The sequence below is a fragment of the Flavobacterium pectinovorum genome, from assembly GCF_006438875.1.
In the GTDB taxonomy this organism is placed as follows: Bacteria; Bacteroidota; Bacteroidia; order Flavobacteriales; family Flavobacteriaceae; genus Flavobacterium; species Flavobacterium pectinovorum_A.
Genome location: NZ_RCZH01000009.1, coordinates 67,083 through 85,281, shown reverse-complemented (window position 1 = coordinate 85,281; position 18,199 = coordinate 67,083). Strand labels below are relative to the sequence as shown.

The window sequence follows — 18,199 nt, the reverse complement described above, 5'->3', positions numbered from 1 at the left end:
TTGGTTCTGGTAATTTATATTTTATATTAAATCTGCTAATTCTGTTCCTATTAAACTGCCTATTGCTACACCCATTCCGCCTAAACGTACTCCGCAAAACACATTTTCTGACAATTGCGTAACAACAGGATTTTTACTGTTTCCTACTCCCATAATACCGCTCCAGCGATGCGCAATCCTGAAATCATGATTGGGTAAAATAATATTTTTAAGTAAATCCTCCAGTTTATTTTGTATAATTTCTGTCTGACCAAATTCGGTTGTATTTTCAGTTTCAAAATCCAGATTTCTTCCGCCTCCAAGTAAGATTCTATCGTTTATATTTCTGAAATAATAATAACCCCGATCTAAATGAAATGTACCTTTTATATCTAAATTATGAATTGGTTCTGTTATTAAAACTTGCGCTCTCGCTGGCTGAACGGCACCTTTTGTTAAAGCATTTGCAAAACCATTTGTAGCAAAAAGTATTTTTTTGGATTTAAAACTAAAATCCTTCAAAACGATTTCGACCTGATTTCCTAAATCAGAATATGCCGTAACTGTTTGTTGATTTAGAATCAAAATATTATCCGAAACTGCTTGTCGCAACAATTCCTGCATCATATTTCCGGTATCAATTTGAGCTTCAAATGGATTAAAAATTAAATAATCCTGAATGTTTCCAAACCCGAATCGGTCTGTTTCTTTGGTAAAAACATCGGCTTTGAAAAGTGATCTCAGAATTTCGTTTATAAAAGGCAATTTCGAAATACATTCTCCAAAACCAAGTTCATCTTCTTTCAAAAACAATTCATATCCGCCGTGAGGTTTAAAATCTATTGCAGAATCTCCTAATCTTTTTCGAAGTAATTGTAAACCTTTCCAACGTTTCTCAATTAGATTAACAACTTCTTCTTCTGAATGTGTTTTGAGATCGTCCATAATTTCAGAAAGACTTCCAAAACAGGCAAAACCTGCATTTTTGGTGCTTGCGCCTTGCGGCAACATTCCTTTTTCTAACACCAGAATTTTTGCAGCTGGAAACCTTTCGCGCAAGCGTAATGCTGCATGCAAACCTACAATGCCGCTTCCTACAATAGTATAGTCAACATTTGTAAACCAATTTTTAAGTTCCCAGTAACTCAATTCCATTTGTTAAATTTTTTATAAAAATACAGATTTTTTGTACCAAAAAATAAATTTCAATTGTAAAATTCCAAATTCCAAAACTTTGTTTTAAACGTATTTTTATTTGCCATGTATTAACTTTAAAATTCGTGAATTCGTGGCGGAATCTTCCCTGAAAAGTTTTGGAATCAAGGTTCAATATCATTAAGATTATCAGTTTTTCATAGGTTTCAGGCTTCTAAAATCAAAAAAAGCTAGCCAAAAACAATTTGATGAGATATTGTCAATAACAACTTGTTCCATCGGAACATCTCATCGGTAGAAAAAAAAATGCGTAGTAAGCAATATCGTCCCGTAGGGACGTTTGACAAATTCGGTATGTAAATCTGTATATATTTTACCATTATTATCAAATCAAACGTTCCTACGGAACGTAAAAAAACATCCTATTTATTTGGCTACCAATGAAATGTTCCGATGGAACAAAAAACAAATCTAAATGTGTGTTTTAATAATGAAATTGATTTATTTTCAACTAGTTCCATTGGGTTTTCCTTGACTTAATGACAATTACTCCAAACATCGAAATGCTCAGCGACAAAATAATTACAAAAGAGGATAACTTTTAACAATAATTGGGATTTGAAATTTAAAAATTGGAATTTAAAAGTTGTATTTTTAGCCCCACGAATATTAGAATTTTATTATGAAAAAAGTATTATTTACAACCTTAATAATGATGAGTTTAAACGCCATTGGACAGAATGTAATGTCACCAGAATTGTTATGGAAATTAGGACGAGTGAGTGCTCTTGGACTTTCAAAAGATGCGAAAAATGTTGTTTTTAAAGTTTCTACTCCTTCTGTAGAAGAAAACAAATCGCATTCTAAGTTTTACATTGTGCCTATAACTGGCGGAAATGCAACTGAAATTAAAGACACAAAAGAAATTTTGACTGACAAAAACATTTCGCCTGACGGAAAGTTTTTAGTGTATAATGAAGAAGTAAAAATTGACAAAGTTTTGGGTAAAGATTTTTATCCGAAGTTAGACAAATCAGAAGTTCAGATTTATGATGGTTTAGATTATCGTCATTGGGATACTTGGAACGAAGGTAAATTCAACCACGTTTTTTATAAAGAAAACAAGGAAGGTGCAACAGGAATTGATGTTTTAAAAGGTGAAAATTTTGATTCTCCACAAAAACCTTTTGGTGGTGACGAAGATTATATCTGGTCGCCTGACGGAAAAAGCATCTTGTATGTTTGCAAGAAAAAAGCAGGAACACAATATGCGATTTCTACTAACACAGATATTTATGAGTACAACTTAGAAACTCAAAAAACAACCAACAGAACCGAAGGTAATTTAGGTTACGATACTGCTCCACAATTTTCTCCAACAGGAAACCTGACTTGGTTACAAATGAAACGTGATGGTTATGAGGCTGACAAAAACGACATTATTGTTGAATTTAAAGGAATCAAAACCAACTTAACGGCAAATTGGGACGGAACTGTAGATAATTTTATCTGGAGTAAAGATGGCAAAAACATTTATTTTGTAGCTCCGGTTGATGGTACAAAACAACTTTTTACGGTAAACTTTCCGGGATTAACAAGAATCGCAATTCAGGTTCGTCAATTGACAAATGGAGATTTTGACGTTAATGATCTAGTTGGTTTTGCCGGCGACGATATTATTGTTACAAGAAATGACATGAATCACGCTCCGGAGATTTTTTCTTTTAATTTGAAGAAAAACACCTGGAAACAACTTTCAAATGTAAATACAGAAACTTACAAAACTATCGCAGTTAGCAAAACTGAGAAACGTTATGTTACGACTACTGACGGCAAAAAAATGTTGGTTTGGGTAATTTTACCTCCAAATTTTGATGCTTCAAAAAAATATCCAACTTTATTATTCTGTCAGGGCGGACCACAATCTGCGTTGACACAATCGTATTCTTTCCGTTGGAATTTCCAATTAATGGCTGCAAAAGGTTATGTAGTAGTTGCGCCAAACCGTCGCGGAATGCCAGGACATGGTGTTGAATGGAACGAGCAAATTAGTAAAGATTGGGGTGGACAGGTTATGGACGATTACCTTTCTGCAATTGACGATGTGTCTAAAGAAAGTTATGTTGACAAAAGCCGTTTAGGGTGCGTTGGTGCGAGCTACGGAGGATATTCAGTATTTTATTTAGCTGGAATTCACAAAAACCGTTTCAAAACTTTTATCGCTCATGATGGGGTTTTCAACACGGTAAGTATGTTGGGAACTACTGAGGAAGTTTTCTTTAACAACTGGGATTTTGGTGGTGCTTACTGGGAAAAAGACAATGCTGTTGCTCAAAAAGCGTACACAACTTTTAATCCGGCAACTTTGGTTCAAAACTGGAACAGACCTATTTTAATTGTTCAGGGCGGGAAAGATTTCCGTGTTCCAATTGGACAAGGACAAGAAGCTTTTCAGGCTGCGCAATTAAGAGGAATTAAAAGCCGTTTGGTTTATTTCCCTGATGAAAATCACTGGGTTTTAAAACCACAAAACGCTCAGGTTTGGCAAGGTGAATTTTTTAAATGGTTAGAAGAAACGCTTTAATCATATAAGTTAAAATAATAATAGCCGTAGATTTTATATAATCTGCGGCTATTTTACTTTCTAGACCTTTGAATTATGTAACAGATTGGCATTAATTTATCTTTTTAAAACAGTTTTTTTTGAATAAATTGCATTGAATTACTAATATAAAAACATCCAAATTCTACTATCATAATCTATGGAGAGCAAAAAAAGTTACACAGCGCTAAAAGTCCTCTTCAGCTATGTTGCATTACTGGCTTTGGTTATTACTGTGGGATGGTTTTTATATTCTGAAAATGTAGTCTACAATAAATTAGAAGATAAAATTGCTTTCGAAAAAACCAAAATTTTAAGAGTCAGCAAATTATTCTCGAATGTTTATAAAACAGAAAGTTTAGCGCGAAAAACAATTCAAACCAATTCTGAAGAAGACTTTAAAAGTTACCTCACTGAAACCGATTCCTTAAAATCCAGAATTGATACTTTAAAACAAATTGTTACAACCCAATATCAAAAAACATTATTGGATAGTGTTACTTTTTATTTGTCTGAAAAAACCAAAAATATTCAGCAATTAAAAACCATAAAAAATAAAGCCGACGATGAAGTTTCTGTAAATTCTGCCATTGATGAAATTACAAAAATGGAGTTTAAACTTCGAAAGTTAGAACTTCAGGATTTCACTAAAAACCCGAATCAATTAGGCAGTTATCAAAAAAATGTACTTCAGAAATATGTTGATTATCTCAATCAAAATATTCCGGATGACAGCACAAATACTTTGAGCAAACAAGCTTCTGATTCTATTTTGGCCAATTCTAAAAAGCTTTTGAGCTCTGTGAAAATACGCGCTGAAAAGAAAAAAGAATCTTTGAATTTCGAGGAAAATAAATTACTAAAAAATGAAATTGCGATCTCTGAACAACTTCGAAAAGTACTTCGAATTATCGAAAGAGAAATCATCATTAACTCCATTAAAAACAATTCACTAAAAGAAAAATCGCTTAAAAAAGTTAATGAAATCGTGACAGCTTCGGCTATTATTGGTTTAATATTGACTTTGTTTTTCTCTATTTTGATTGTGAGCGATTATTCTAAATCGCAATTGTATAAAAAACAGCTTGAGATTGCCAATTTCAAAACTAAAAATCTGCTTAAAAGTCGCGAACAATTGATTTCGACTGTTAGTCATGATTTAAAAACACCGTTGAGTACTATTGTCGGTTATTCAGAACTTTTAGGCAATTCTGATGTTAATACTAAACAATCTTATTTTATTAAAAACATCAAAAATTCTTCGGAATATATTACGCAGTTGGTTCAGGATTTACTGGACTTTTCTCAAATTGAAGCAGGGAAAATTTCGATCGAGAAAGTTCCTTTTTTATTACCTGAAATTATCGACGAAGTTGCTAAAAGTATTCAAACTGTTTACCAGCAAAAGAATATTGACCTTATTATTAATGTCAATGATAAACTAAATTCGAGAATTGTTGGTGACCCGTTTCGATTGAAACAAATTCTAAGCAATATTATTGGGAATGCATATAAATTTACTGAGGAAGGTTTTATAAAAATCAGCGCTTATATTGCTGATGACAATCGCTTTTTTACAATTACAATTGAAGACTCGGGAATAGGAATTGAAAAGTCAAATCAGAAATTAGTTTTTGAAGAATTTGCTCAGGCAAACGAAAATATTGAAAAAAAATACGGAGGAACTGGTTTAGGATTATCAATTTGCCAGAAAATAATATCTATTTTGGGTGGGAATCTACAACTTGAAAGTACTTTTGGAAAAGGAAGTACTTTTGAAATTCAGCTTCCTTTATTATTTGATACCAGTCAGAATTCAATTCCTGAAGTTAGAAAATCTATTATTACGCGAGAGATTAAAAAACAAACCTTTATTGTTCTTGATGATGATATCAATCTTTTGAATTTAACGAGCGGTGTTTTGAAACAGGAAGGTCATAATGTATTTTCTTTTAATAGCGCAATTAAAGCTCTGGAAGCTATTAAATCAACTTCTTTTGACTTTGTGATTACTGATATTCAGATGCCGGAAATGGACGGGTTTGCATTTCTTGAAAAATTGAAAAGTTCCGGAATTACAACTTATAAAAATCAGCCTGTAATTGCATTAACCGGAAGAACGGATTTGGATTTTTCTATTTATTCTAAGGCCGGTTTTACGACCGTAATTAAGAAACCATATTCTCCGAAAGTATTGCTTGAAACTATTGGGCATATTCTTGAAAATGACGAATTGCCAAATAATGAAATTATAGAAACTGAGGAAAATACTTCGTCACAATTGTATTCCTTAAAAACGCTGAATGAATTTTTAGGCAATGATAATGTAGCTTTAAAAGAAGTTATAAAATCGTTTATAGAAAGCAGTGCCGAGAATTTAACATTTCTGGAAAGTGCGATTAAAGAACAAAATAAAGACGAAATCAAATCAATTGCACACAGAATTGCTCCTATGTTTAAACAAATCGAGGCAAGAGAAATTGGGGATGCTTTGAAAAAACTAGAGAAAAACGATTTTGAGATTTCCGAAATGGAGAATATTTTTAATGATTTAAAAGTAAAAACTAATTTACTTTTCGAAGCCTTAAAACAAGAAATAGCTTAATCGATATTATATTGCTTTAATTTATTGTAAAGTGTCTTTCTGGTAATCTTCAGCAATTTTGCAGCTTCAGATTTATTGTTTTTTGCTTTCGATAAAGCATGGATAATAGCTTCTTTTTCGTTTTCTGATAAGGAGAAATTACCGTTGCTGTTTTGTTGCTTTTGAATCTGAAAAAACTCGGCAGGCAATACATCACTTTCGATATAATCACCTTGCGTTAAAAGTGTAGAGCGTTTAACGCAGTTTTGCAACTCACGCAGATTTCCGGGCCAATTGTAATTTTGGAAAATCGTAACTACTTCCGGCGAAAATCCTATAATGTCTTTATTTAATTGCTGGTTGGCTTTTTCCAGAAAATAATCGGCAAAAACCATCAAATCTTCATCGCGATCTTTTAATGAAGGTGAAAGAATAGAGAATTCGTTGATTCTATGGTATAAATCTTCTCTAAAATCGCCGTTTTTTACTGCTTCACGCAAATCTTCGTTTGTAGCAGTAATAATCCTTATATCGACGTTAATTTCTTTATTACTTCCAACAGGTTTTATTTTTCTCTCCTGAAGCGCCCTCAATAACTGAATTTGATTTTCATAGGAAAGGTTTCCTATTTCATCTAAAAAAATAGTTCCGCCATTTGCTGCTTCAAAATATCCCATTTTATCACTTATCGCGCCTGTAAAAGACCCTTTTAAATGCCCGAAAAATTCACTTGCTGCTAATTCCTTCGGAATTGCTCCACAATCGACTGCAATAAAATTATTGTTTTTTCGGGTACTTTGCTGATGAATGCTTTTAGCAATGATTTCTTTTCCGGTTCCGCTTTCGCCGATAATCAAAACTGACATATCCGTTGGACTTACCAAGTGAATATGATCTAATAACTTTTTTGAAGCAACAGAAATTCCCTTTACAAATTCATTTTCAGTTGCAGCAATTTTCTTAGTCGCTTTTTTTTCTTTTACCGGAATTTCCTCAATTTCAGCATTTTTCAAAGCATTGGTGATAACCAATAAAACCTCATCAGGATTAAAAGGCTTCGATATATAATCAGCAGCTCCATTTTTGATTGCTTTCACCGCTGTATTTACATCTGAATAACCTGTCATGAGAACAACAGGAATGTGAGGATGAGAAATTTTAAATTCTGACATAAGTCCAATACCATCAGAATCAGGCAAACGAAGATCTGTCAAAATCAAATCAAAGGATTCATTTTTGATTGCTATTTTAGCTTCTGCAGCTGAGAAAGCAATAGTGACTTCGTATGCTTTTTTTACTAGAAATTTTTCTAATAATTTACAAAACGAAATATCATCTTCTATCAGTAATATCTTTGGCATTTGTTTTTAGGGACTTTTTTGCTAAAATAATACTTATAAAATTGTCTTTTCATAAAATTATGCAAAAAAAAAGAGATTGCTATAAGCAATCTCTTTTTCACCAAAAACATAAATCTAATTTCACCTAATTATATTTTCAACCAGTTGCCATTGACATCTGAATACACAGTAGCCTTTTGGTCACCAACCGATATTTCTAATTTGTATTCTTTCTTTTCGTTTACAAATGCTTTGTCCAGTTTTGCACCGGGATAAGCAGTTTGCAAAGCGGTTTTTACAGCAGCAGGTACAGCATCTGCACTAACTTCCGTATATTCGGCTTGAATAGAAATAGTCATTTTTGCTTGCTCAGGAGTTGTCGGCGTACTTGCGTAACCTGACAAACTTCCCAGAACGATTGCTGCTGATAAGATTAACTTTTTCATCGTGCTCTTTTTTTAATTATTTTTTAATAATGTTTCCTGAAGCATCTGTAAATACAGTGTACTTTTTGTCTCCACTTGAAATTTCAAGTTTGTACTGATCTTTGTCGTTTTTATACGCTTTTTCAAGCTTTGTATTTGGAAACGATTTATCGATCGTCGATTTTACGGCTGCAGGAACAGCATCTGCACCAATTTCCTTATACTCATCCTGAATATTAACAGATTGTACCATTGAAGTTTTTACCGCAGGCGTGGCTGCCTGAACTGATAATCCTCCAAGAATAATTGCAGCAGATAAGATTAGCTTTTTCATAATTAATAGTTTTTATAGTTAGTTTAAATTATTTCTTAAGAATATTACCTGAAGCGTCTGTATAAACAGTAGATTTTTCGCCTCTAACAGTGATTTCAATTTTATACTCTTTCTTTTCATTTACATATGCTTTTTCTAGTTTTACACCTGGATAAGCATTGTCAAGAGCTGTTTTGATTGCTGCCGGAACAGCATCTATTTCTTTATATTCGTCCTGAACATTTACGGATTGCGGCACTGAATTAATTACAATAGTATTTCCTGCCTGCATTGACAAACTACCTAAAACGATAGCTGCCGATAAGATTAACTTTTTCATAGCGATATTTTTTAATGGTTAGTCCCGATTATTTTTTAATCCAAGATCCATCTGCGTTAGCATAAAGAGAACCTACTTTGTCTCCTACTGTAACTTCTAGTTTGTATTGAGAAGTTGCGTTTTTGTATGCTTTGTTAAGAACTGCATCCGGATATGCTTTTTTAAGCGCATCTGTTACTGCAGCTGGAACTTCTTCTAATTTAATTTCAGTGTACTCTTCTTGTACTGAAATTGTTTTTACGATTGTATTTGAAATTGGAGAAGTTGATGCAAATGATGTTAAACCTCCCAAAACGATTGCGGCTGATAAAAATAAATTTTTCATGATAGTTGTATTTTAATATTGTTAATTTGAGTCTGATATTGCTAATTTGAATCTTCACGAGAACCTATTTAGATTATTTTTTGATCCAAGATCCGTCTGCATTAGCAAAAAGATTTCCTACTTTGTCACCAACTGTAACGTCTAATTTATATTCTGATTTTTCGTTTTTATATGCTTTTGTAATAACTGCAGTTGGATATGCTTTTTTCAAAGCTTCTGCAATTGGAGCTGGTAATTCTTCCAATTTAATTTCTGTGTATTCATCTGATACTACAATAGTTTTTACAATAGTGTTTGTTATTGGAGCTGTTGAAGCAAATGAAGTTAAACCTCCTAAAACAATTGCGGCTGATAAAAATAGATTTTTCATAATAGTATATTTTAATTATTTAATAGTTTGTTTACGCTTTAGGTAATGAAATTATTATGCCATTACTTAAATATGATGTCCAAAACCTATTAAACCCTTATTAACAAAGGATTTACTTAAAAATACTGAAATTTAAAACTGTAAAAAAGTGTATAATCCTTTAGAAAAGTGTGTAAAAAATATACAATAAAAGTGTTTACCTGAAAGAAAATTGTAAACCTGTGGAATTAAAAATATGACGTAAAACAAAAAAGGCTGTCAAAAAATTGACAGCCTTTTATAATTATTCTATTGGATTCATTTTAAAAGTATCCATAAATGCAGTTGTATAATCTCCTGCAATATATCTTGGATCATCCATTAATTGTCTATGGAAAGGTATTGTAGTTTTCACACCTTCGATAACAAATTCATCCAAAGCTCTACGCATTTTACTAATAGCTTCTTCACGAGATTGAGCTGTAGTAATTAACTTAGCGATCATTGAATCGTAATTTGGCGGAATACTATAACCTGAATATACGTGAGTATCTAAACGAACTCCGTGTCCACCCGGCATATGAAGTGTAGTAATTTTTCCTGGTGAAGGACGAAAATCATTATAAGGATCTTCGGCATTAATACGACATTCGATTGCGTGTAATTGTGGCAAATAGTTTTTTCCTGAAATTGGAATTCCGGCTGCAACCATAATTTGCTCACGAATCAAGTCATAATCTATAACTTGTTCTGTAATTGGGTGCTCTACCTGAATACGTGTATTCATTTCCATGAAGTAGAAATTTCTGTGTTTATCCACTAAAAATTCTACCGTTCCAGCTCCTTCGTATTTAATGAATTCAGCAGCTTTTACAGCAGCTTCTCCCATTGCAGTACGCAATTCGTCTGTCATGAATGGTGAAGGTGTTTCTTCAGTTAATTTTTGGTGACGACGTTGTACAGAGCAATCTCTTTCAGAAAGGTGACATGCTTTTCCGTATGAATCTCCAACAACCTGAATTTCGATATGACGTGGCTCTTCGATAAGTTTCTCCATGTACATTCCGTCATTTCCAAATGCAGCGGCAGCTTCCTGACGTGCACTTTCCCATGCTTTCAATAATTCATCTTCTTTCCATACAGCACGCATTCCTTTTCCACCACCACCAGCGGTAGCTTTAAGCATAACCGGGTAACCAAATTCTTTTGCTAATTGTTGTGTTTGTTCGAAAGATTCTAATAATCCTTCAGAACCTGGTACACATGGAACTCCTGCAGCTTTCATTGTAGCTTTTGCAGAAGCTTTATCTCCCATTTTATCAATCATTTCAGGAGCGGCACCAATAAATTTGATTCCGTGCTCTTGACAAATTTTTGAGAATTTAGCATTCTCAGAAAGAAATCCGTATCCTGGGTGTATTGCGTCTGCGTTCGTAATTTCGGCAGCAGCAATTATATTTGACATTTTCAAATACGATAAGTTACTTGGAGGAGGACCAATACAAACCGCTTCATCAGCAAACTTAACATGTAAACTCTCTGCATCGGCTGTAGAGTAAACTGCTACAGTTTTGATTCCCATTTCCTTACATGTACGAATTACACGAAGTGCAATTTCTCCTCTATTCGCAATTAATATTTTTTTAAACATCTTTTTAAAATTAGATAATTAGATAATTAGATAATTGGATAATTAGATTTTAAGTACTTTCGAAAAGTCTAAAATCTAAAGATCTAACGATCTAAAATTAAGATGGATCAACTAAGAATAAAGGTTGGTCAAATTCTACAGGAGACATATCGTCTACAAGAATTTTTACAATTTTACCTGTAACTTCTGATTCGATTTCGTTGAATAATTTCATTGCTTCAATTACACAAAGAACATCACCTTTTGCAATAGTACTTCCTACTTCAGTAAAAACTGGTTTATCAGGAGATGGTTTTCTATAAAAAGTTCCAATAATTGGAGATTTTATAATAATGAATTTAGAATCTTCTGCTGGTGCAGATGCCTCACTAGTTACACTTACAACAGCAGGAGCAACTTGAGGAGCTACCGCTTGTGGCAACGCAGCCTGAGCTGGTAATTGTTGTACATAAGTAGTTTCAGTTACATTTCCTTCTAAAGTTGTTCTGATAGTGATTTTTACATCATCCATTTCTAACTTTACTTCTGCAACTCCCGAATTTGCTACAAATTTGATTAGGTTTTGAATTTCTTTTAAATCCATAATGATTTGTTTTTAGTTTTAATTTATTTCTTATCGTAAGCCCATTTTAGGTAAATAGATCCCCAAGTGAATCCACCACCAAAAGCAGCAAAAATAATATTATCTCCCTTTTTTAATAAGTGTTCAAAGTCATTTAACACTAACGGCAAGGTTGCTGAAGTCGTATTACCATATCTTTCAATATTCATTAATACTTTTGATTCTTCAAGTTCCATTCTGCCTGCAGTAGCATCTATAATACGTTTGTTAGCCTGATGTGGCACTAACCAGTTAACATCATCTTTAGTCAAATTGTTTCTTTTCAAAATCAATTCGCTTGCATCTGCCATATTAGTTACAGCATATTTAAAAACGGTTTTTCCGTCCTGAACGATATTATGTTGTTTGTTTTTTACGGTCTCTTCAGTAGTTGGTATTAGAGAACCTCCGGCAGAAATTTTAAGAAAATCGCGTCCTACACCATCGCTTCGTAAGTATTCGTCTTGTAAGCCTAAGCCTTCATAATTTGGTTCAAATAAAACAGCTCCTGCTCCATCACCAAAAATAATACAAGTTGCTCTGTCTGTATAATCTACAATTGACGACATTTTATCAGCACCAATTAATAATACTTTTTTGTATCTTCCTGACTGCACATAAGCTGCAGCAGTTGACATACCATATAAGAAACTTGAGCACGCCGCTTGTAAATCATATGCAAATGCATTAGTGGCTCCAATTTCTGTTGCAACATAAACTCCTGTAGAGGCTACCGGCATATCTGCAGTAGCTGTTGCCATTATTACCATATCAATCTCTAAAGGGTCAATATTGGCTTTTGCAATTAAATCCTGTGCTGCTTTTATAGCAAGAAACGATGTTCCTTTGTCAGCATCTTTAAGAATTCTTCTTTCTTTAATTCCGGTACGAGTAGTAATCCATTCGTCATTGGTATCGACCATTGTTTCCAATACTTTGTTAGAAAGTACAAAGTCAGGAACGTAAGCTCCAACAGCGGTAATTGCGGCTGTGATTGTATTCATTATATTCTATTATTTCGTTTCAAATATCACTATTTGAAAAATTTTTAAAAGACTTGAAAATTACAAAAAAAAACGAAATGAATTTGTATGCATTTTCTTAAAAAAAGAAAATAATAATCAACAAAAAAAACTCTCACTATGTGAGAGTTCTAGTATCATTACGAAAACGTATTAAGCAACCGCTACAGATTTATCGATAACAACTTGCCCTCTGTAATACATTTTACCTTCATGCCAGTAAGCTCTGTGGTATAAATGTGCTTCTCCAGTAATAGGACATGTAGCGATTTGAGCTACAGTAGCTTTATAATGTGTTCTTCTCTTATCTCTTCTTGTTTTCGAGATTTTTCTCTTAGGATGTGCCATTTTACTATATTATTTATCCGTTAATAGTTTCTTTAATTTGTCCCAACGCGGGTCAATATCTTCTTCTTGTTTACTCTCTTCTTTTTCTTCTTTGACTGTTAATTCATTCAGTTTTGTTAAAGCCTCACTTTTCAAGGTGCCGTCTTTTATTCCTGGATGAACTCGTTTTAGCGGTACTGAAAGTGCAATCATTTCATAAATGTATTGTGTTACATCTATTTCATGCTCTCCGTGTGGCAAAATCAACAACTCTTCGTTATCATTATTGAATTCATCTCCAAAACGAACAATTAACTTCATTTTCCCTTTTATAGGAAGATCAAATTCTTCGCCAGTTAGATCACAAGGTACATTTACAGTCCCTTTATGTTTGAATTCCAACTCTAACATGTTGCTTTGCTTATCTAAAACTAAACCTACTTTGATATCCGAACTTTGAAATTCGTCGTAATCAAAGTTCTCAAAGAACGTGTTACTTATTTGATACTCAAAATGGTGTTTTCCTAGTTTTAATCCTATGAAAGGAATTAAAAATTCTTTTATTTTGCTCATTTCAACATCAATTTGACCAATTCATATCTAAAACTCAGATATCTGAATCGGGGTGCAAAGATATAAAATTATTATAAAACTAATAATCTTATTCACCTTTTTTTGTTTATAACTGTTTTTCTTTTATTTTAAGAGGTTTTTGACTAATCTCTTCATACTGATTACGCGAGTTAAAAATATCTATTGCAAGATAAATCGCTTCTTTAAATGAATTGAAATCTGCCATGTCTTTTCCAGCAATATCGTATGCTGTACCATGATCCGGCGAAGTTCTGATTTTATCTAAACCTGCCGTATAATTTACTCCTTTTCCAAAAGACAAGGTCTTAAAAGGAATTAATCCCTGATCGTGATAAGTTGCTACAATCGCATCATATTTTTCATATTGACTGCTTCCAAAAAAACCATCAGCAGGAAAAGGACCAAAAACCATCGTTCCGGCATCAAATATTTTCTTTAAAGTTGGCCTCAAGATCAAATCATCTTCTTTTCCTATTACACCACCATCGCCAGCATGTGGATTCAATCCTAACACAGCAATTTTTGGTCTTACAATACTAAAATCCTGAATTAGTGATTTTCTAACTGTTTCTATTTTTCTGGTAATTAATTCTTCTGTCAAATGCGACGAAACTTCACTTAAAGGAACATGATCTGTTAATAAACCAACTCTTAGATTGTCCTGAACCATCATCATTAAGGCATTACCTTCCAATTCCTGATCCAGATAATCTGTATGTCCCGGAAATTTAAATCCTTCTGACTGAATATTGTATTTATTTATTGGCGCCGTAACTAAAACGTCAATTTCTCCGTCTTTTAAAGCTTTCGTTGCAGCCACAAAAGACTTCACAGCATACTCGCCAATTTTTTCATCATTTTTACCCAGATTAATATCAACTCCTTCTTTCCAAAGATTGAAGACATTTAATTTTCCCGGTAAAACCTGATCTAATTTATCAACTCCATGAAATTGAACCGTCGAAGTAAAACTTTTTTTAACGAAAGAAAGTATTTTGGCGTTTGCAAAAATAACTGGCGTACACATTTCTAACATTCGCGAATCTTCGAATGTTTTAAGTATAACTTCGCTTCCAATACCGTTTAAATCTCCAATTGAAATTCCAACAATTATATTTTCTGCTTTTTTATTCATGAGCTCAGCTTATTTATTACTAATTTTGATGTGCAAATTTAGTAAAATAAAACAACAATGTTTACAGGAATTATAGAAACCCTCGGAAGGATTCACGAAATACAAAAAGATCAAAGCAATCTTCACATAACTGTTGATTCTTCTATCACAAATGAATTAAAAATTGACCAAAGCGTTTCACACAACGGAATATGCCTAACTGTCGTAGCGATAAAAGATTCATACTATACCGTCACTGCTATCGACGAAACTATTTTGAAAACAAATATTGGAGACTGGAAAACCGGTGACGTTGTAAATCTCGAAAGAGGAATGAAGCTTGGAGATCGTCTTGATGGTCATATCGTTCAGGGTCACGTAGACCAAATTGGAACTTGTATCAAAATCGAAGAAGCAAACGGAAGCTGGAATTACACTTTTGAATATGACAAAAACCTAAGTAATATCACCATAGAAAAAGGCTCCATAACTGTTAACGGAGTAAGTCTTACGGTTGTAAATTCTAAAACAAAAGAATTTAGCGTTTCAATTATTCCTTATACCTATGAACATACCAATTTTAAGGATTTTAAAATAGGAACTAAGATAAACTTAGAATTTGATGTAGTAGGAAAATATATCTCCCGACTTTATTCTATAAACCAATAAGATTAAAAATCAGCCCTCATAAAAAGAAGCTTCAATTTATATTGAGGCTTTTTTTATCCTTTCCTCTTCCAAACAATACGATCTCAGTATTGCCTAATGCGTTTTTTTTTCAAAATTAGCTTCAATTAATTCGTTGCGACAAAAAACACAACAATTTCATTATAAGGATTTTAACACAAAATAAAACAATTATTTCTATATCATTTAAAAAAATCTATCAGAATTTTCTGTTTTAATCATTCTATCTTAAAATAATAACAATTCACTAAAAATCAGACAACTAAAATACAAATACTGCATATTTTCTTACTTTTATAACAGCCTTACAACAAATTTAACTCCATAAATCCTAATGTATGAAAAACTCAACTACAGACAGGGAATTGTTTGCTGTCGAAAGTAAAAAAACTTGTCCTTTTTCTACAAAATCACATGTTTTGATAAATTTTGATGATCCAGCATTTCATGAAAATCCCGAACTGATATTTCAGAAATTAAGAAACACAGCTCCTATTCAGAAAATAATATTAGACGATGGATTCCCTGTTTGGTTAATTTCTAAATTTAACGATGCAATCGAAGTCTTACGCGACCACAGATTTATCAAATCTCCCAACAGCTTAAGAACATCTGACACTGATCCTTTAAAAGGAAAAACAAACCGGGCAAGTCCCGCCTATATACTTCGGAGGTTTCATATGCTTGCCAATGACCCGCCAAATCATACTCGTTTACGAATTTTTGCTCAAAAAGCGTTTACTCCAAAGCTTATTACAGCAATGCGCCCTCGAATTCAACAAATCACCAACGAATTAATAGATAAAATTCAAACCGACAAAAAATGTGATTTTATTGATGACTTCGCGTATCAGTTGCCTATAATTGTAATTGCTGAATTACTTGGCTTGCCTGTAGAAGATCGCGAAAAACTTAGAAACTGGTCAGATGTATTAATCGAAGTTCAGGTAACCGAAAAAAACAAACAATCTATCGAAGAAAGTGCAGATGCTTTTATCAATTATTTAAGTAATGTTTTTGCTTTACGCAGAAAAAACCCAGGCAACGACCTAATCAGTGCTTTTTTACGTCTGGAATTAGCCGAAGATCATTTAACAGAAAATGAGCTTTATGCTACTATTTTCCTTCTTATTATTGCAGGACATGAAACTACCGTTAATTTAATCAGTAACGGAATGCATTCCCTACTATCCCATCCTAAACAATTAAATCTTTTAAAAAATAATCCTGACTTAATTCATTCAGCTGTCGAAGAAATGCTAAGATATAACGGGCCTGTAATAAATTCGACAATGAGGCTTGCTGCAGAAGACATCCTTATTAACGGAATAAAAATTAAAAAAGGTGAAGGTGTATTGGTCATTTTTTTATCTGCAAATCAAGATGAAGCAAAATTTGACGACTCCTTAAGATTTGATATAACCCGACAAAACAACAAACATCTTGCTTTTGGTTACGGAATACATTTTTGCATTGGCGCACCGTTGGCTCGTTTGGAATGTGAAATTGCCATAAAAACTATTTTAGAGCGTTTACCCAATATCAAATTCAATCCCGATGCCGATTCTCTCGAATGGCGTGCCAGCAACATAATAAGAGGATTAAAAAAATTTCCTGTTGTTTTTTAATTTCCTGACAACGCTATAGAATAAAACAAGATCACGAGGAATATTTCCTTATTTTTTCACAAAGCCATTTGACATAAAAAAAGCTTCAATTTACATTGAAGCTTTTTTTATTTTATTTCTATAGACAAACACCGAACCTAAAACTAAACCTGCCATCATCAAAAAAACAAGATTTTGATCAATTGGCGAGCCATCTTCAACGGGTAGACCATCGGCAGTTGTGGCAGCTGCTCCTTTAGCTGTTGGTGGTGCAGGCATATCTTTTGATCCAGCATAACTAAAATTGACCAATAGTAAAACAGTAGCTAAATAAATAGTTCTTATTATTCTCATAATTTTGACATGCTCCAAAACAAGCACAATGTATTAAGTTAGACTTGGGGTCTTTGTTGAAATTTCGCACAAAACCGTGGTTTACAGCGACATTCCTTGACAAATGTATAAGTTTTTTGCACAAATGCAATGTTTTAAACAAAAAAAAAGCCTCATAAAATATGAGGCTTTTGGTGGTCCCACCTGGGCTCGAACCAGGGACCACCTGATTATGAGTCAGGTGCTCTAACCAGCTGAGCTATAGGACCGGTTTGAGGATGCAATATTACTACTATTTTTAATTCACTCCAAATATTTTGGGACATCATTTGTAATTAATTTCAAATAATAACGGGTGTTGTTAAGAACTTAATTGATTTTCAACGTCTTATTTAAAATAAAAAAAAGCATATTTCTTTACTGAATTTCCTGACAAAGCTCAACTAAGACGCCATTTGTGTTTTTTGGATGCAAAAAAACGACCAATTTATTATCTGCTCCTTTTTTAGGATTTTCGTTAATCAATACAAAACCCTCGTTCTTTAATCTTTCAATTTCGGAATATATATCTTCAACATCAAAAGCGATGTGATGAATTCCTTCTCCTTTTTTTTCTAAGAATTTTGCAATTGGACTCTCCGGATTCTTCGCCATTAAAAGTTCAATTTTATTTGTACCCGTTTGAAAAAAAGAAGTCAAAACACCTTCACTTTCAACTTCCTCTTGTTTATAGGACGGAACTCCCAGCAGTTTTTCGAACAATACATTTGCATCGTCCATGTTTTTTACTGCAATTCCTATATGTTCAATTTTATTTACCATCTCATTAATTATATTAAGACAAAGATACA

The 18,199-nt window shown here is 33.1% G+C and carries 19 protein-coding genes and 1 tRNA gene; 4 read left to right on the top strand and 16 right to left on the bottom strand.

The genetic code is table 11. The features are described 5' to 3' along the window. Positions 1–21: 21 nt before the first annotated feature. Positions 22–1,134, bottom strand: coding sequence for an NAD(P)/FAD-dependent oxidoreductase (locus tag EAH81_RS14710; protein WP_140508373.1), 1,113 nt, complete (start codon positions 1,132–1,134; stop codon positions 22–24). A gap of 682 nt (positions 1,135–1,816) precedes the next feature. Here EAH81_RS14710 and EAH81_RS14705 point away from each other — a divergent pair. Beyond that, entirely contained in the window at positions 1,817–3,718 is a 1,902-nt protein-coding gene (locus EAH81_RS14705) for an alpha/beta hydrolase family protein (RefSeq protein ID WP_140508370.1), read from the top strand. A gap of 178 nt (positions 3,719–3,896) precedes the next feature. Continuing rightward, positions 3,897–6,341, top strand: coding sequence for a sensor histidine kinase (locus tag EAH81_RS14700; RefSeq protein WP_140508368.1), 2,445 nt, complete (start codon positions 3,897–3,899; stop codon positions 6,339–6,341). Here the strand turns inward: EAH81_RS14700 and EAH81_RS14695 are convergent. The 12 genes from EAH81_RS14695 to pdxA all read right to left on the bottom strand — a co-directional run bounded on the left by EAH81_RS14695 (position 6,338) and on the right by pdxA (position 14,742). Beyond that, the gene (locus tag EAH81_RS14695) at positions 6,338–7,681 is read right to left on the bottom strand and encodes a sigma-54-dependent transcriptional regulator (RefSeq protein ID WP_140508366.1); all 1,344 of its coding nucleotides are present in this window, start codon (positions 7,679–7,681) and stop codon (positions 6,338–6,340) included. The two genes, EAH81_RS14700 and EAH81_RS14695, sit on opposite strands and share 4 nt — an antisense overlap. A 128-nt stretch (positions 7,682–7,809) precedes the next feature. After that, positions 7,810–8,106: a hypothetical protein gene (locus tag EAH81_RS14690; protein ID WP_140508363.1), complete on the bottom strand. Its 297-nt coding sequence runs from the start codon at positions 8,104–8,106 to the stop codon at positions 7,810–7,812. A gap of 16 nt (positions 8,107–8,122) precedes the next feature. Continuing rightward, positions 8,123–8,419 (bottom strand): PepSY-like domain-containing protein, encoded by a 297-nt coding sequence (locus tag EAH81_RS14685; protein WP_140508361.1) that lies wholly within the window; start codon positions 8,417–8,419, stop codon positions 8,123–8,125. 28 nt (positions 8,420–8,447) lie between these two features. Further along, the gene (locus EAH81_RS14680) at positions 8,448–8,738 is read right to left on the bottom strand and encodes a hypothetical protein (protein ID WP_140508359.1); all 291 of its coding nucleotides are present in this window, start codon (positions 8,736–8,738) and stop codon (positions 8,448–8,450) included. Between the two features lie 28 nt (positions 8,739–8,766). After that, the gene (locus EAH81_RS14675; RefSeq protein WP_140508357.1) at positions 8,767–9,063 is read right to left on the bottom strand and encodes a hypothetical protein; all 297 of its coding nucleotides are present in this window, start codon (positions 9,061–9,063) and stop codon (positions 8,767–8,769) included. A 73-nt stretch (positions 9,064–9,136) separates the two neighbouring features. Beyond that, positions 9,137–9,433, bottom strand: a complete 297-nt coding sequence (locus EAH81_RS14670) for a hypothetical protein (protein ID WP_089352155.1) — start codon at positions 9,431–9,433, stop codon at positions 9,137–9,139. 283 nt (positions 9,434–9,716) lie between these two features. Then, positions 9,717–11,063 (bottom strand): acetyl-CoA carboxylase biotin carboxylase subunit, encoded by a 1,347-nt coding sequence (gene accC / locus EAH81_RS14665; protein ID WP_140508355.1) that lies wholly within the window; start codon positions 11,061–11,063, stop codon positions 9,717–9,719. 97 nt (positions 11,064–11,160) lie between these two features. Beyond that, a complete protein-coding gene (accB, locus tag EAH81_RS14660; RefSeq protein WP_140508353.1) occupies positions 11,161–11,646 on the bottom strand; it encodes an acetyl-CoA carboxylase biotin carboxyl carrier protein in 486 nt (161 codons plus the stop codon). 23 nt (positions 11,647–11,669) lie between these two features. Then, positions 11,670–12,668 carry a beta-ketoacyl-ACP synthase III gene (locus EAH81_RS14655; RefSeq protein ID WP_140508351.1) on the bottom strand — a complete coding sequence of 333 codons (999 nt, stop codon included), beginning with the start codon at positions 12,666–12,668 and terminating at the stop codon, positions 11,670–11,672. A gap of 171 nt (positions 12,669–12,839) precedes the next feature. Then, complete coding sequence (gene rpmF, locus EAH81_RS14650; protein WP_007137315.1) at positions 12,840–13,034, bottom strand: 50S ribosomal protein L32; 195 nt, start codon at positions 13,032–13,034, stop codon at positions 12,840–12,842. Between the two features lie 9 nt (positions 13,035–13,043). Continuing rightward, on the bottom strand, positions 13,044–13,586 hold the full coding sequence (locus EAH81_RS14645) for a YceD family protein (protein ID WP_140508349.1): 543 nt from the start codon (positions 13,584–13,586) through the stop codon (positions 13,044–13,046). Between the two features lie 106 nt (positions 13,587–13,692). Next, a complete protein-coding gene (gene pdxA, locus EAH81_RS14640; RefSeq protein ID WP_140508346.1) occupies positions 13,693–14,742 on the bottom strand; it encodes a 4-hydroxythreonine-4-phosphate dehydrogenase PdxA in 1,050 nt (349 codons plus the stop codon). Positions 14,743–14,799: 57 nt separating this feature from the next. On the opposite strand from pdxA, the gene EAH81_RS14635 reads away from it, so the two are divergent. Together EAH81_RS14635 and EAH81_RS14630 are read left to right on the top strand one after the other, a co-directional pair. Continuing rightward, positions 14,800–15,390, top strand: a complete 591-nt coding sequence (locus EAH81_RS14635; protein ID WP_140508344.1) for a riboflavin synthase — start codon at positions 14,800–14,802, stop codon at positions 15,388–15,390. Positions 15,391–15,746: 356 nt separating this feature from the next. Continuing rightward, entirely contained in the window at positions 15,747–17,036 is a 1,290-nt protein-coding gene (locus EAH81_RS14630) for a cytochrome P450 family protein (protein ID WP_140508342.1), read from the top strand. A 90-nt stretch (positions 17,037–17,126) separates the two neighbouring features. Here EAH81_RS14630 and EAH81_RS14625 read toward each other — a convergent pair whose 3' ends face one another. From EAH81_RS14625 to mce, 3 genes are all read right to left on the bottom strand, one after another. Next, positions 17,127–17,369 (bottom strand): hypothetical protein, encoded by a 243-nt coding sequence (locus tag EAH81_RS14625; protein WP_140508340.1) that lies wholly within the window; start codon positions 17,367–17,369, stop codon positions 17,127–17,129. Positions 17,370–17,540: 171 nt separating this feature from the next. Beyond that, positions 17,541–17,617 (bottom strand) — tRNA-Ile (locus tag EAH81_RS14620). 148 nt (positions 17,618–17,765) lie between these two features. After that, positions 17,766–18,170, bottom strand: coding sequence for a methylmalonyl-CoA epimerase (gene mce, locus EAH81_RS14615; RefSeq protein ID WP_140508338.1), 405 nt, complete (start codon positions 18,168–18,170; stop codon positions 17,766–17,768). Positions 18,171–18,199 lie beyond the last annotated feature (29 nt).